This is a genomic window from Sporolactobacillus shoreicorticis (assembly GCF_024125445.1).
GTDB classification, from domain to species: domain Bacteria; phylum Bacillota; class Bacilli; order Bacillales; family Sporolactobacillaceae; genus Sporolactobacillus; species Sporolactobacillus shoreicorticis.
Genome location: NZ_JAMXWM010000010.1, coordinates 46,408 through 61,249, shown reverse-complemented (window position 1 = coordinate 61,249; position 14,842 = coordinate 46,408). Strand labels below are relative to the sequence as shown.

General features: G+C 43.3%; 12 protein-coding genes. 6 read left to right on the top strand and 6 right to left on the bottom strand.

Annotated features, from left to right (window positions below):
- Positions 1 to 34: 34 nt before the first annotated feature.
- From gyrA to dnaA, 6 genes are all read right to left on the bottom strand, one after another.
- Entirely contained in the window at positions 35 to 2,497 is a 2,463-nt protein-coding gene (gene gyrA / locus NIE88_RS10010) for a DNA gyrase subunit A (RefSeq protein WP_253061742.1), read from the bottom strand.
- Positions 2,498 to 2,548: 51 nt separating this feature from the next.
- A complete protein-coding gene (gyrB, locus tag NIE88_RS10005) occupies positions 2,549 to 4,468 on the bottom strand; it encodes a DNA topoisomerase (ATP-hydrolyzing) subunit B (protein ID WP_253061740.1) in 1,920 nt (639 codons plus the stop codon).
- A 144-nt stretch (positions 4,469 to 4,612) separates the two neighbouring features.
- Complete coding sequence (gene recF, locus NIE88_RS10000; RefSeq protein ID WP_253061738.1) at positions 4,613 to 5,737, bottom strand: DNA replication/repair protein RecF; 1,125 nt, start codon at positions 5,735 to 5,737, stop codon at positions 4,613 to 4,615.
- A 17-nt stretch (positions 5,738 to 5,754) separates the two neighbouring features.
- Entirely contained in the window at positions 5,755 to 5,988 is a 234-nt protein-coding gene (yaaA, locus tag NIE88_RS09995) for a S4 domain-containing protein YaaA (RefSeq protein WP_290446408.1), read from the bottom strand.
- 203 nt (positions 5,989 to 6,191) lie between these two features.
- The gene (gene dnaN / locus NIE88_RS09990) at positions 6,192 to 7,331 is read right to left on the bottom strand and encodes a DNA polymerase III subunit beta (RefSeq protein ID WP_253061894.1); all 1,140 of its coding nucleotides are present in this window, start codon (positions 7,329 to 7,331) and stop codon (positions 6,192 to 6,194) included.
- A 588-nt stretch (positions 7,332 to 7,919) separates the two neighbouring features.
- Complete coding sequence (gene dnaA, locus NIE88_RS09985) at positions 7,920 to 9,338, bottom strand: chromosomal replication initiator protein DnaA (protein WP_253061736.1); 1,419 nt, start codon at positions 9,336 to 9,338, stop codon at positions 7,920 to 7,922.
- A gap of 884 nt (positions 9,339 to 10,222) precedes the next feature.
- Here dnaA and rpmH point away from each other — a divergent pair.
- The 6 genes from rpmH to mnmE all read left to right on the top strand — a co-directional run bounded on the left by rpmH (position 10,223) and on the right by mnmE (position 14,828).
- Complete coding sequence (rpmH, locus tag NIE88_RS09980; protein WP_253061734.1) at positions 10,223 to 10,357, top strand: 50S ribosomal protein L34; 135 nt, start codon at positions 10,223 to 10,225, stop codon at positions 10,355 to 10,357.
- 371 nt (positions 10,358 to 10,728) lie between these two features.
- The gene (gene rnpA, locus NIE88_RS09975) at positions 10,729 to 11,091 is read left to right on the top strand and encodes a ribonuclease P protein component (protein ID WP_253061732.1); all 363 of its coding nucleotides are present in this window, start codon (positions 10,729 to 10,731) and stop codon (positions 11,089 to 11,091) included.
- A complete protein-coding gene (gene yidD / locus NIE88_RS09970; protein WP_253061730.1) occupies positions 11,088 to 11,357 on the top strand; it encodes a membrane protein insertion efficiency factor YidD in 270 nt (89 codons plus the stop codon). Before rnpA ends, yidD begins: the two co-directional genes overlap by 4 nt.
- Before the next feature lie 4 nt (positions 11,358 to 11,361).
- Positions 11,362 to 12,144, top strand: coding sequence for a YidC family membrane integrase SpoIIIJ (spoIIIJ, locus tag NIE88_RS09965; RefSeq protein WP_253061728.1), 783 nt, complete (start codon positions 11,362 to 11,364; stop codon positions 12,142 to 12,144).
- Positions 12,141 to 12,761 carry an RNA-binding cell elongation regulator Jag/EloR gene (gene jag / locus NIE88_RS09960; protein WP_253061726.1) on the top strand — a complete coding sequence of 207 codons (621 nt, stop codon included), beginning with the start codon at positions 12,141 to 12,143 and terminating at the stop codon, positions 12,759 to 12,761. The genes spoIIIJ and jag overlap by 4 nt, the downstream gene beginning before the upstream one ends.
- 687 nt (positions 12,762 to 13,448) lie before the next feature.
- Entirely contained in the window at positions 13,449 to 14,828 is a 1,380-nt protein-coding gene (gene mnmE, locus NIE88_RS09955; RefSeq protein ID WP_253061724.1) for a tRNA uridine-5-carboxymethylaminomethyl(34) synthesis GTPase MnmE, read from the top strand.
- Positions 14,829 to 14,842 lie beyond the last annotated feature (14 nt).

The window sequence follows — 14,842 nt, the reverse complement described above, 5'->3', positions numbered from 1 at the left end:
CCGGCTCACCTCGCCATTGTGAATCTTCGTGTCGTTACGCTTCACTGTCCCCAGTTTTTTCCGGTTCATCATCATTATTTTGAATGCGGGCGATTGTTGCGATGCTGTCTCCTTCATCAACTCGGATCAAGGTAACGCCCATCGTATTTCTCCCAAGTTTGGAAATTCCGGATACGGGCATACGAATGATGACACCGTTTGCCGTAATGATCATAAGGTCTTCCGTTTCTTCAACCGTACGGAGGGCAACCAACTCACCATTTTTTTCTGTAATATTGCAAGTCTTAAGCCCTTTGCCGCCACGTGTCTGCAGTCGGTATTCATCACTTGCCGTACGTTTTCCGAATCCGTTTTCCGTAACAATTAACACGTCCATACCGTCGTCTGCAATACCCATTCCGACGACTTCATCGCCTGCGTCTAAGGTGATTGCTTTGACGCCTGCCGCTGTGCGTCCCATCGCGCGCACATCCGTTTCATGATAACGGATTGCCATCCCTTTTTTCGTGCCGACAATAAGGTCGTGACTTCCGTCTGTTAGACGAACAGCGATCAGTTCATCTTCATCCCGCACGGTAATCGCGAATAAGCCGGTCTTTCGAATATTCGAGAAATCAGAAAGAGGCGAGCGCTTTGTGATGCCGTTCTTTGTCAGAAAAACAAGATAATGTTCATCATCGAATCCTTCGACCGGGAAAAAGGCGGTAATCTTTTCGTCTTTTTCAATTTGAATTAAATTAATGATCGGAATGCCCTTTGCCGTTCTGCCCAGTTCCGGAATTTGATAACCCTTAAGCTGATAGACACGCCCCTTGTTCGTGAAGAACAGGATATGATGATGCGTGTTGGTCTGGAATAAATGCTCGACAAAGTCATTTTCGTTCGTCCCCATCGCTTGAATCCCGCGTCCGCCTCTATTTTGGCTCTTATACGTATTTACCGGCATACGCTTCACATATCCGTTATGCGAAACGGTGATGACAATGTCTTCACGCTCGATCAAGTCTTCGTCCTCAATCAAGTCATCGCCGACGGTGATTTCCGTTCGGCGCGCATCATTAAATTTTTCTTTGATTTCACGTAGTTCTTTACGGATGATATGCAGTACTTTCTGTTGGTCAGCAAGAATTTCCTTAAGCTCAGCAATTTTCTTGACAAGTTCAGCATATTCCTGCTCAATTTTCTCACGTTCCAGTCCTGTCAGACGCTGCAACCGCATATCCAAAATTGCTTGAGCCTGCACTTCACTGAGTGAGAAATTCTCCATTAATCCTTGACGTGCAATGTCTGCCGTCTTCGAGCTGCGGATTAAGGCAATGACTTCGTCCAAATGATCCAAAGCGATACGCAATCCTTCAAGAATATGCGCTCGTGCCTCAGCCTTTTTCAGTTCGAATGCTGTTCTGCGGCGAATAACCGTCTCCTGATGTTCGAGGTAGTAGTTCAAGCATTCCTTCAATGTCAGGACACGCGGCCTGCCGTCTACAAGTGCCAGCATGTTAATACCGAAGCTTGTTTGCAGCCCGGTATGCTTATACAAATTGTTCAGAAGCACATTCGCGTTCGTATCACGGCGAACCTCAATCACTATGCGCATGCCTTGACGGTCTGATTCATCGCGCAGATCGGTAATGCCTTCGATTTTCTTATCGCGTACCATTTCTGCAATGCGCTCGATCAATCTCGCCTTATTTACCTGATAGGGAAGTTCGGTCACAATGATGCTCTGTTTTCCATTTGCGTTTTCTTCAATTTCAACTTTTGCGCGAACAATAATCGATCCACGACCGGTGCGATACGCGCGGCGGATGCCTTCGCGTCCCAAGATCAATCCACCGGTTGGAAAGTCAGGTCCCGGTATCAATTGCATTAATTCCTGAACCGGAATTTCTGGATTCTTGCTGATTGCCAGAACAGCGTCAATGACCTCGCCCAATTGGTGGGGGGGAATATTTGTTGCCATACCCACGGCAATTCCTGAAGCGCCATTGACCAGCAGGTTAGGAAAACGCGAAGGAAGTACGACCGGTTCTTCTTCATTCTCATCGTAGTTCGGAACAAAATCAATCGTATCTTTACGAATATCGCGTACCATTTCCATGGATATTTTCGACATACGTGCTTCCGTATAACGCATTGCGGCCGCTGGGTCACCATCGACGGACCCGAAGTTTCCATGACCGTCCACTAATTCATAACGATAGCTGAAATCCTGAGCCATGCGCACCATCGTGTCATAAACAGCCGAATCACCGTGCGGATGATACTTGCCGATAACTTCACCGACAATTCGCGCCGATTTTTTATAGCCTTTATCCGACGTAATGCCGAGTTCATTCATGGCGAAAAGAATGCGCCTGTGCACCGGTTTCAGTCCGTCGCGCACATCAGGCAATGCTCGACTGACAATAACGCTCATCGCGTAACTCAAGAACGAATCACGCATCTGTTTGCCTATATTGACCGGCTTGACCCGCCGTTCATCTTGCTCTGCCATTTTGTTTCCTCCTTGCTTTACTCAAAAGATTACATCCGCAGATACTGCTGATCAAACGTCCAGGTTTTCTGCATAACGGGCATTTTGCTGGATAAAATCACGGCGCGGTTCGACCCGATCACCCATCAGCATTTCAAAGGTTTGATCCGCCTCAATTGCATCCTCAAGATTTACCTGCAGGACAAGACGATTTTCCGGGTCCATAGTGGTTTCCCATAATTGTTCCGGATTCATTTCACCGAGACCTTTGTAGCGTTGCAGTGCCGGTTTTACCGTTGGCGGCAGCTCGCTCTGAATCCGTTTTAATTCCAGATCGTCGTATGCATACATAAGTGTCTTTCCGTATTGGACACGGAAGAGGGGAGGCTGTGCAATATAAACATAGCCATTCTCAAGCAACGGCCGCATAAAGCGGTAAAAAAACGTAAGCAGAAGGGTACGAATATGCGCACCGTCAACGTCCGCATCGGTCATAATAATAATTTTATGATATCTTGCCTTTTCCAAATTGAATTCTTCGCCAATGCCTGTGCCGAGCGCCGTGATCATGGCTCGGATTTCTGCATTGGATAAGATTTTGTCAAGACGCGCCTTCTCAACATTAAGAATTTTGCCGCGCAGCGGGAGAATCGCTTGAAACAGGCGGTCCCTGCCTTGTTTCGCCGAACCTCCTGCTGAATCGCCTTCGACAATGTATAATTCCGAAATACTTGCGTCTTTCGATGAGCAATCCGCAAGCTTGCCGGGGAGCGAAGATACTTCCAGGCTGCTCTTTCGCCGTGTCAACTCACGCGCTTTTTTTGCCGCCGATCGTGCTCGTGAAGCTACAATACCTTTTTCGACAATGAGCCGCGCGACATCAGGATTTTCAAGTAAAAACCGCGAAAATGCTTCTGAAAAAAGTGTATCCGTAATCGTTCGTACTTCAGAATTGCCCAGTTTGGTTTTGGTCTGTCCCTCGAATTGCGGATCCGGATGCTTGACTGATACAATCGCGGTCAGACCTTCGCGCACATCGTCCCCAGTCAAATTGGAATCGCTGCCCTTTATAAATTGATTTTTGCGTCCATAATCATTAATCACGCGAGTCAGGGCAACCTTAAAGCCGTATTCGTGCGTGCCGCCTTCATGTGTGTGGATATTGTTGGCAAAGGAATAGAGTTGACTTGCAAAACCGCTGTTGTATTGCATCGCGATTTCAACCTTAATGCTGTCTTTTTCACCCTCCAGATCAATGGGCTGGTGAATCACTTCCTTCGAACGATTCAAAAATTCCACATAAGAACGAATACCGCCTTCATAGTGGAATGTTTCTTTTTTGTCCTCCGCGCGCCTGTCTTCGATTGAGATTCGTATGTTCTTGTTGAGAAAGGCAAGCTCGCGTACACGAACGCGAAGCGTGTCATAATCAAAAGTCGTTGTGTCTGTAAAAATTTCCGGATCCGGCTCAAAATGAGTTGTTGTTCCGGTTTTGTCAGAGTCACCGATGATTTTCAGATCAGCGGCCGGTTTTCCGCGATGATATTCTTGATAATAGACATGTCCGTTCCGATAAACCTTGACCCACATGGTCGTTGACAGGGCATTAACTACCGATGCCCCGACGCCGTGCAGGCCTCCGGAAACCTTGTATCCGCCGCCGCCAAATTTTCCTCCGGCGTGAAGGACCGTCATGATAACTTCAACTGCAGGACGGCCTACTTTTTTTTGAATGTCGACCGGAATACCGCGACCGTCGTCCATAACAGTAATGCCGCCTTCTTTTTCAATTATCACTTGAATGTGGCTGCAATAACCGGCAAGTGCTTCATCAATTGAATTGTCCACGATTTCCCAAACCAAATGATGAAGACCCTTTTCACTGGTCGTTCCTATGTACATGCCCGGACGTTTTCGAACCGCTTCAAGTCCCTCGAGTACTTGAATCTCACTGGCATTATAAGATTGTTTTTGTTCTTGATTTTCGCTCATCTTAACCCACCTAACTTGGTGTTATCTGAGAAATTCATAGTCTCATGGCATGCAGCGCCCTGAGTTGAGTTCTCTCAGACACAACCGCTTCTGCTGCACGTGTTATTCACAGATACATTTCCGCCGAAGAGGGCGGAAATCCAATTACTCGTTTGTACATTCTACTTTTCCTTGATTTATTTCAAAAAGCGTCGCCCGATCAAGCAAACTGCGATCCAATCCATCGACAGATGTAGTCGTGACAAATGTCTGAACCTTTTCCTGAAATACGCCGAGCAAGTGCGTTTTTCTAATATCGTCCAGTTCACTTAATACATCATCAAGCAGGAGAATCGGGTATTCGCCTACTTCATGTTTGATCAATTCGATTTCCGCTAGCTTTACAGACAAAGCCGACGTCCTCTGCTGTCCCTGAGATCCGAATGCCTGCACATCCCTCTCATTCACCAAAAAGCCCAAATCATCACGATGCGGTCCGATTAAGGTCGTTCCTCTGTCTATTTCCCTCTTTTTTAAGCGCTGATAGCTGTTCTGATAAGCTTCTTCTATTTTTGACGAATCGCCGCTATCTAATACCTCTGGGACTGAAGATTGATAGACAATAGACAAATGTTCCCTGCCATTACTGATCTCTTGCTGGATCGGTACCGCCCACTCATTAAGCTGTCGGACAAAAACCAGTCTGCGATTAATGATTTCCGCTGCAAGTGAGATCAGCCGTTCAGTCAAAATATCGAGAAAACTGCTGTCTCCTTCGGAATTGGCAAATGCTTTGCGGAGCAGTGCATTCCGCTGCTGAAGCACTTTTTGGTACTCAGCTAAATGATGCATGTAAACGGGCGCAATTTGTCCTATTTCCATGTCCATAAACCGTCTGCGCACAGCGGGACTCCCTTTGACCAAGTTTAAGTCTTCTGGAGCAAACATCACGACATTGCACAGACCGACATAATCGCTTAATCTGCGTTGCTCAAGATGATTGGCCTTAGCTTTTTTCCCTTTACCGGAAATAATCAGCTCAAGCGGAATCAATTGACCATGTTTGCTTATTCTACCCTTTATTTTACCATAATCCTGGTCCCATTGGATTAAATCTTTATCATGAGAAGTCCGAGGTGATTTTGCGATCGCCAAGACATAGATCGCTTCAAGTAAATTCGTTTTTCCCTGTGCATTTTCACCTAGAAAAACATTCACAGAGCTAGAAAAAGACAGCTGTAAGCTGTCGTAATTTCGATAATGCGCCAGTTCAATCGATTCAAGTTTCACAGTGGGGCGTCTCCCCTCTAATCACGGCTGATGATGAAGCTGATGATGAATTCGGCCGAATCAGCAATTTTAATTCGATCTCCTTCACGCAATTTTTTTCCCCGCCTGTTTTCAGGTTCATCATTGACAAAAATCTCAGTTTCTGCTAAAAAGTGCTTGGCTTCGCCGCCTGTCTGAATCAGTCCTTCGAATTTCAGCAATTGTCCAAGTGTAATGAACGATTCTCCAACTTTTAATTTAATGTTCTTCAACGTTTTGCCTCTTTTCTTGTGCACAAATAGGAGCAGTTGAAAAATTAGTAGATCCCGTTTCAGAGAAACTAAGGTAACCAATAAAATTTTTGTTTTGCCGACCTATTTTTTATTTATGCTCGCATGTAGGCATATTTTTTTATATGAGACATAGGATGGAGACATGGTATGAACCTGGCAGCCATCCAACATTCATTTTCACTTCAGAAGGTACGGATCGGAAGAATGAGCATTAATATATTTTCATCACCGATTGGTCGGATAATAATCGGCCTCATTGGTCCGGCAAAATGAATGCGAACGTTCTGAGCGTCAACCTTGCTCAGTGCGTCCATCATAAATTTAGCACTGAAAGAAATACGCAGCGGATCACCTTCAAATTTTTCAGTAACAAGTGTTTCATAAACGCGGCCGAGTTCAAGAGATTGGGATGAAATTTCGACTTGATTGCCTTCTGCACGCAGTTTAACCACGTTGTTCCGCTCTTCTTTTGCGAGAAGAGATGCGCGCTCAATCGCATGATACAATGCCTTGGTCCCAAGATCAATGGTCGTTTTGCTGTCACTTGGAATCAACCTGCTTGTATCCGGATAATTTCCATCCAACAGACGTGAATAGAACTGTACATTATGGCTTTTAAATAGGATTTGATTGTTCGTCATGACAATGTCCACCATTTGTTCATCGTCATCATCAAGGATTTTCGAAAGCTCGTTCAAGCTTGGTCCCGGAATGACAAGGGTATGAGGGCCGGATTCTTCAGCATCTTCTATCGCTACCGAGCGCTGCGCGAGCCGATGGCTGTCGGTTGCGACACAGCTCAATCGACTATCCTGAATAATCCATTTCACCCCGGTTAAAACAGGGCGAGTTTCAGTTACCGCAACGGCATAAACGGTTTGCCTAACTAAATCTTTCAGCAGATCTTTTCGAATTTTGAATACGTCGTTCTCGTTAATAATCGGCAGATTCGGATATTCTTCCGGATCAAGTCCATTTAAACTGAATTCCGTTGCTCCTGAAATAATTTTCGTGATTAATCGACTGTCTACTTCAATATGAACGTCGTCATTGGGAAGTTTACGCACAAGTTCGGAAAAAAGCCGAGAGGGCAAGACAATCTGTCCCGGCGTGTTGATCGTTGCATTTTCATTGCCGTCTTCTTCAAGAGGAATGAACGATTTGATTGATATGTCTGAGTTGCTGCCTGTTAATGTAATTCCGTCTGATCCAGATGTAATCTTTACACCGGTAAGTATTGGCATCGTTGTTTTTGATGATATTGCTTTCATAACGCGATTGACTGCATCGACAAGTTTTTCCTTCAGTACCGTGCATTTCATAGCAAGGGTTGTATTTTGATTTGTGTCTTGCATTTCTTGCATTGTTGTTGCCTCCAAATCTTATATTAAGAAATAAAAAATAGTAATCATAATAGTAGGGCCTGTGAATATGTTAGTAAGTCTGATGGATTGCGATCATTTGTTTTATCCACATGTTAATAAGCTGTGGATAAAACAGGGATGTGCGGGATAATTATACACATCCCTGTCAATAAAAAAATCGGGCAAAAGCGATTGCTTCTTAAATCTCTGCACAAGGCGAGACGTATGTACTTTGCGAAAGATCCTTTTTTTGCCATGGATGTGGTTTGATATGCTCCTATTGTTTGGATCAACTTAGGTGGCTGCGGGCAAGTTCAGCAGTCACCCTCAAGCAAATCGATCCCTGCGCCTGCGGAGTCTCCCTTAGTCTGCATCCCCGCAGGAGTCCGTAGCTCTACTCGCGTGTTTGGTTCACAACTTTTTGCTTTGTTGTAAATACTTTTTTTATCTGTAAAGAAAAATTGATCTGCCAAATTCTGATGCGATTAAGCCTTATCTTTTATACTTTCTTTTTTATATGAAAAATGCATTAGCTTGCTCAATTATTTACGCTTTAATCGGAGCTTTTAACTGATCAATAAGCGCGTTTATTTTTTTCTGAAGATCTCGATCAACCGAGAGCTGCTTCGTAATTTTTTCATGGGCATGGATAACGGTTGTATGATCCCGGCCACCAAATTCCTCACCAATTTTAGGCAGTGAGTAGTCTGTCAGCTCACGTGATAGATACATCGCAATCTGCCGTGGAAAAGCAATTGATTTTGTCCGCTTTTTTGCAGAAAAGTCTTCTAATTTCAAATGATATTCCTCGCCGACAGCAACCTGGATATCTTGAATGGTTATTGTTTTTGGCCGAGCAGACGGAATAATGTCTTTTAGTGCTTCTGCTGCTAAATCGACATTGATATCCTGATTGTTTAACGAGGAGAATGCGATCACACGAATTAGTGCACCTTCAAGTTCACGAATGTTCGTGTCAATCTGATTCGCAATGTAGATCATAACTTCATTAGGTATATCAAGACCTTCTGCTTTCGCCTTTTTGCGCAGAATCGCAATGCGAGTTTCCAAATCCGGCGGCGTAATATCTGTTATCAGTCCCCACTCAAAGCGCGAGCGAAGTCGATCTTCGAGTGTCGGGATCTCTTTTGGCGGACGGTCACTGGAAATGACAATTTGCTTGTACTCTTCGTGAAGCGCATTAAACGTATGAAAAAATTCTTCCTGAGTCTGTTCTTTTCCTGCAAGAAATTGAATATCGTCAATCAGGAGTACATCAACGCTTCGATATTTATTTCGAAATTCAACCGTTTTATTGTCACGAATCGAGTTGATAAATTCATTCGTGAATTTCTCGGAAGAAAGGTAGACAACGCGTGCCGACGGGTTATGCTCGATCACATAATGACCGATCGCGTGCATCAAATGCGTTTTTCCAAGACCAACGCCTCCATAGATAAACAGAGGATTGTAAGCTTTAGCCGGAGCTTCTGCCACGGCTAAAGAAGCAGCATGGGCGAATCGGTTACCTGAGCCGATGACAAAGGTTTCGAACGTATTTTTTGAGTTGAGCATACTGTTTCCCAAATCTTCCATACGGTGCTGATTCCTTTGACTCATGCCTCCGAAAGGTGAGTCATGGCCATTTGGGCTGAAATTCATTTCATCACTCTTTCCTTTATTCTGTATGGCAGGCGCGGCGTCATTGTCGTTGTGTCGACTTGGGATGACAAATTGGACATTGTAACGTGAGCCGGTGATTTCATAGAGAATGTCAGAAATGAGTTTTGCGTAATGTTCTTCCAGCCAATCACGTGAAAATTCATTAGGTACACTGACAATCATGATTTGCCCTTTAATTGATTGCGCACGTGTTTCCTTAAGCCAAGTTTCAAAACTGGGCTTGCTCAGCTTCTTTTTAATGATGTCCAGTGTTTGTATCCATAGTTCTTGAAGGTTGTTCAAGGTATAGCTGCCCTCCCTAAGAAATTGCATCAACATATTGAAAATCCAACCTGCTTAAGAGCAGCAAAGCCGAGATATTACGGCAAGGTACTGCTTTGCAACCGAAAAAAAGGAATAAAAAATATGCCGAGCAGCACAGTTAGCATTTTGCGGCTATTTTCACTATTCGGGCAGAAAATATACAGGGATCTTCATGCAGGCAATCATAGTATAAAAAAATTCTCATTCATTTAGTTCCCAATTTATCCACAAGTGCTTTAAGTGGGAAAAAGATGGAAGCAACTTGAAAATTTGAAAGTTATCAACACGGTGCATATGCTGTGGATAACTGTGAAGCACAGGTGTTGGCATCTGTCCACAAAATTATCCACAGTTGGTGGAAAACTTTATTTGAATTCCTTGTTTTACCTAAATAAACACACTATGATCATATCAAAAATTCGCTTTTAAAGCAATGATCGACAAATGTTATCCACAGTGGATATCTTTGTACACAATAAGGTTATACACAGGGGGCGAATATGTGAAAAAAATGTCGATAAAGGGTGTGGAAAAATAATTTGTCGAAAAAATAATCCACAGATTGTGATGGATGAATCACGATTGGTTATTTATTGACTTTTCGCTATGAACTATTTATAATTAATCAGACTGGTTTTACAAATAAGCCGATGAACGATTGAGGCTGAAGAATGAGGAAAAAGAGACATGGCGAATCCAGTCGAAGATACGTGGGCGGCGGAAAGTCACAACCTACTGGATCTCATTCTCGTCATGGTGACATTTGACAGGTCGGCTGAATGGATATAAAAAGCGAGTGGTCAATTCGCGATAAAAACATTTGATTTGTCGGCAATCTAATATGGATCGAGGAGGTGTATCAATTGAAACGCACTTTTCAACCGAATAACCGCAAGAGGAAAAAAGTTCACGGCTTCCGTGCGCGTATGGCGACAGCTAACGGCCGCAAGGTTTTAGCAACTCGCCGCCGCAAGGGAAGAAAAGTTCTGTCTGCATAAGCCACTGTGTGAAGAGCAGTGGTTTTTTTACACAAAGAAAGCGAAAAAATGGACTAATCTTGTATCGATGACAGGTGTATTGCGCTTGTTTCAGAAGAGCTCCTTAATGAATAGATGGTTAAACGTCGGCAGAATGGAGTATCATGGGTCGGGTGAAAGGATTAAAAAGGATTGTGTTTTTGCTGTGATTCAAACAATCAATTTATGTCTGCATTTTTCAGACAGCCTTGTCATTCCAATCTTTTTCTTTATACTGAAAGGTATAAAAGGATGGGAACGGTTAATGAATAGATTAAGAAGATGTTGATGACCGATCTCGTAATTTTCACCATTAACTCATAGGTTGAGGCGTCCCACATGGAGGGGACAACATGAAAACATTAAAACGATTAAAGAAAAATCAAGATTTTCAAGTAGTATTTAAAGAAGGCAAATCTTTTGCAAACCGGCAGTTTGTCGTCTACGTGCTCAGACATAACGGCAAATCCTATTCAAGATTAGGTCTTTCGGTAAGTAAAAAGATGGGCAATGCTGTTATGAGAAACCATATTAAACGCTCGATAAAAGCAATTTTTTACAAATTTGCGGACAGGCTTGAAACAGAGAATGATTATATTATTATCTCACGAAAACCTGTCAGCACCATGTCTCATGTCGAGATGCAAAAAAGCTTGGAACATGTGCTGAAGAAAGCGCGTGTCCTTTCAAATTCCTGCAAGGTGCCGCAGATATGAAGCACATATTAATTTTTATTATCCGTTTGTATCAACGGTTTATTTCTCCCTATACACCGCCAACCTGTCGTTTTTACCCGACCTGCTCGCAATACGCAGTCGAGGCATTAACAAGGTTTGGCGTCATAAAAGGGGGATGGCTGACGATCAAACGTCTCTTAAAATGTCAGCCTTTTCATCCGGGAGGGATTGATCCTGTCCCCGAAAAGTGCTCCCATAAAAAGACGGGCATGTTGCGACATCGTTCGGATCGATCGAGGAGGTAGTGTTTTGAAAAAAAAGGTTTTCGCTGTCAGTTCACTGATTTTTATGGCATTGCTGCTTGCAGGATGCACCGATCTTAACAAACCAATCAATGATGGTAGTGAAGGAATATGGAGCCACTATTTTGTTTTGCCATTGTCCAAGTTCATTATTTCTGTAGCTCATCTGTTTTGGAACAGTTATGGTCTAGCCATCATTATTACAACGCTTATTGTCCGTTTGGTTTTGATGCCCTTGATGGCCAAACAAGTAAAAAGTTCACGTGCCATGCAAGAATTGCAGCCGAAAATTAAAGAATTACAGAAAAAATACAGTTCTAAAGACCAGAATACACAGAAAAAACTGCAAGAAGAACAGATGAAGCTTTTCCAGCAAAATCATGTGAATCCACTTGCAGGATGCTTGCCGATCCTGATTCAGATGCCGATTTTATTCGCATTTTATCAGGCGATCATGAGAACATCGGAAATTAAGACACAGTCGTTCCTGTGGTTTCAGCTTGGTTCTGCCGATCCGTTCTACATCTTGCCGGTCATTGCTGCGGTTACAACGTTCCTGCAACAGAAGATTATGATGGGCAGAATGGGCAATGATAATCCTCAGATGGCGATGATGTTATATATATTTCCAATTATGATTGCTGTTCCGGCTTTTTATTTCCCATCGGCTTTGGCGCTTTACTGGGTTGTCGGTAATATTTTCATGATTTTCCAGACCTTTATTATTTATGAAAAAAAGGATGACAAAAAAGGAAACCAAAAGTCTGCAGGAGGCGCCAAGCAGAAGTGAGGGAAGTAACCAAGTATGGAAAAACGGTTGCAGAAGCGGTGTCCAGCGCCCTCAATGAATTAAACGCGACTTTAGATCAAGCAGATGTTCAAATTCTGGAGGAACCGAGATCTGGCTTTTTTGGGATTGGCGCTCGAAAAGCACTTGTCAAGGTTGCTTTGACAAAGACACCGTTTGATTACGGTATGGACTATTTAACTGCGGTGATTAAGAAAAGCGGCCTGACCGTTCATGTTCAGGTTGAGGAACGCAGCGCTCGTGTTTGCCGTTGCACACTTTCTGGAAAGGATGCAGCTCAATTAATCGGTAAGCACGGAAAGACATTGAACGCACTCCAATTTTTGACTGATCGTGTTGTGAACAGAGATGCTGAACACCGATTGAAATTCATACTTGATGCTGAAAATTATCGAGAAACGCGCCGAAAAGCACTGATTGCGCTTGCTAAGCGTGTTGCGGAAAAGACAGTGTTGACAGGACTTCCGCATCGGTTGGAACCGATGCCCGCTTTTGAACGTAAAATTGTGCATACAGCTCTGGCTAAGTGCAGTAAGGTACGAACCTTTTCAAACGGCGAGGAACCCAGACGCTACTTAACGATTGCTCCGCGTTCTTAAATGATGAATCAATTGAAAAAGCGCGCAAATTGTGCGCTTTTTTTGTAAATAAAGAAGCATTCTTGACCCGTTTGAGTAAGCTTTCGAACTGCCCATGATTCTGGTTTTTCCAGGTTTTTCCTATATAAATAAAAGATTAGTGGATACCTAGTAATAGTAAACAAAAAGAAGCTGTAACTAGAAGGAACGTTCACAAATTTTGAGCATATCCTGTGCCCAATGCGGCAGTATCTTCTTGTGAGCGTCATCAAAGTGGGCGCATCCTTTGAAAGTTTCGCCAGCGTTTAAGGATTTGATCTGGCCAAGCTTTTCTTTACCCTTTGCCTATGCAATTTAGTGCACCTGCCAAGTGCATATAACTTTCGAGTCTCATATTTGAAAAGCTTTAAATGAATGAGAGTGCTTTAAGATTTTTCATTTATTGAAGAAATAATGTATGATAGTCCTTGAAAAAAGTTTGTCTTTTTTTTGTCCACTAAAAGAAAGTATATAAATTTTATGGAAAACAAGTACACCAGCGACTTCGTCTGTGTCAGAGGCTTGGCGAAGTCAAGTTGTTTCATGTAGTTCCTTTTCTCTGACCTGCTATAAGGAACCTAATAATATTAGAGATGATTTGTTTCAAGATGAATGGATAAAACAAAGGAAGCGATCAACGAAAGACGGAATCAGAAAGGAGTGATAAAATTGGATTATGATACGATTGCTGCGATTTCGACTCCGACTGGTGAAGGAGCGATCAGCATCGTGAGATTGAGCGGATCTGAAGCCGTTGCCGCGGCTGATCGGCTTTTTCAAGGTAGGAAAACGCTGCACGATGTAGACAGTCATACAATTCATTATGGCAAGATTGTGGATCCAGAGACGAAGAAGACGGTTGAGGAAGTTATGGTTTCGGTGATGAGAAAGCCGAAAACCTTTACCCGTGAAGACGTGGTTGAAATTAATTGCCACGGAGGTTTGACAAGTGTTAACCGTGTTCTTGAACTCGTTTTAGATCAGAATGTCCGTCTTGCGGAGCCAGGCGAGTTCACGAAGCGAGCATTTTTAAACGGGCGTATCGATCTGTCACAAGCTGAGGCAGTTATGGATCTGATTCGTGCAAAGACTGATCAAGCCATGAATATTGCATTGAATCAGATGGAAGGAAAGCTGTCACACTTGGTTCGAAATCTTAGGCAGCAATTGCTTGATATATTGGCTGCTGTAGAGGTAAATATTGATTATCCGGAGTATGATGACGCGGAAGTGATGACGAATAAAATTCTTTTTGAAAAAGCTTCTGAAGTTCGGTATCAGATTGATCGCGTGCTCTCAACAGCGAGACAAGGCAAGATTTTGCGTGAAGGATTATCAACAGTAATCATCGGAAGGCCGAATGTCGGCAAGTCTTCCTTGTTAAATCAGCTCGTTCATGAATCCAAAGCCATTGTCACTAATGTACCGGGAACAACGCGTGATGTAATTGAGGAGTATGTTAATGTTCAAGGTGTTCCATTGAGGCTGGTAGATACTGCGGGAATTCGTGATACTGAGGACTTGGTCGAAAAAATCGGTGTTTCACGTTCAAAAGAAATACTGAAAACTGCTGAACTTGTCTTGTTATTGATTAATAGCCATGAAGAACTTACAGATGAGGATCGTATGCTGTTCCAGCTGATCGGCACGACACCGGCCATTATTTTGCTTAATAAGGCTGATTTGCCGTTGAATACTTCCGTTGATGAAGTCAAGAATCTCGCCGGAAGTAACCCAATACTCCGAACGTCAATGACTGATGATAGAGGACTGGAGGAATTAGAACAGGCGATTGCTTCGTTGTTTTTCAGTAATCGTGTGACGGAAAATAACGAGACCTATGTTTCAAATACACGTCATATTGCATTGTTGAAGCAGGCGCGCTCAGCGATAAATGATGCAATTGATGCGGCGGACCAAGGTGTTCCGGTTGACATGACACAAATTGATATTAAACGGACATGGGATTTGCTTGGTGAAATTGTCGGAGATACGGTGTCGGACGGTTTGATTAATGAGTTATTCTCGAAATTTTGTTTAGGGAAATAAACTGCGATGCAGGT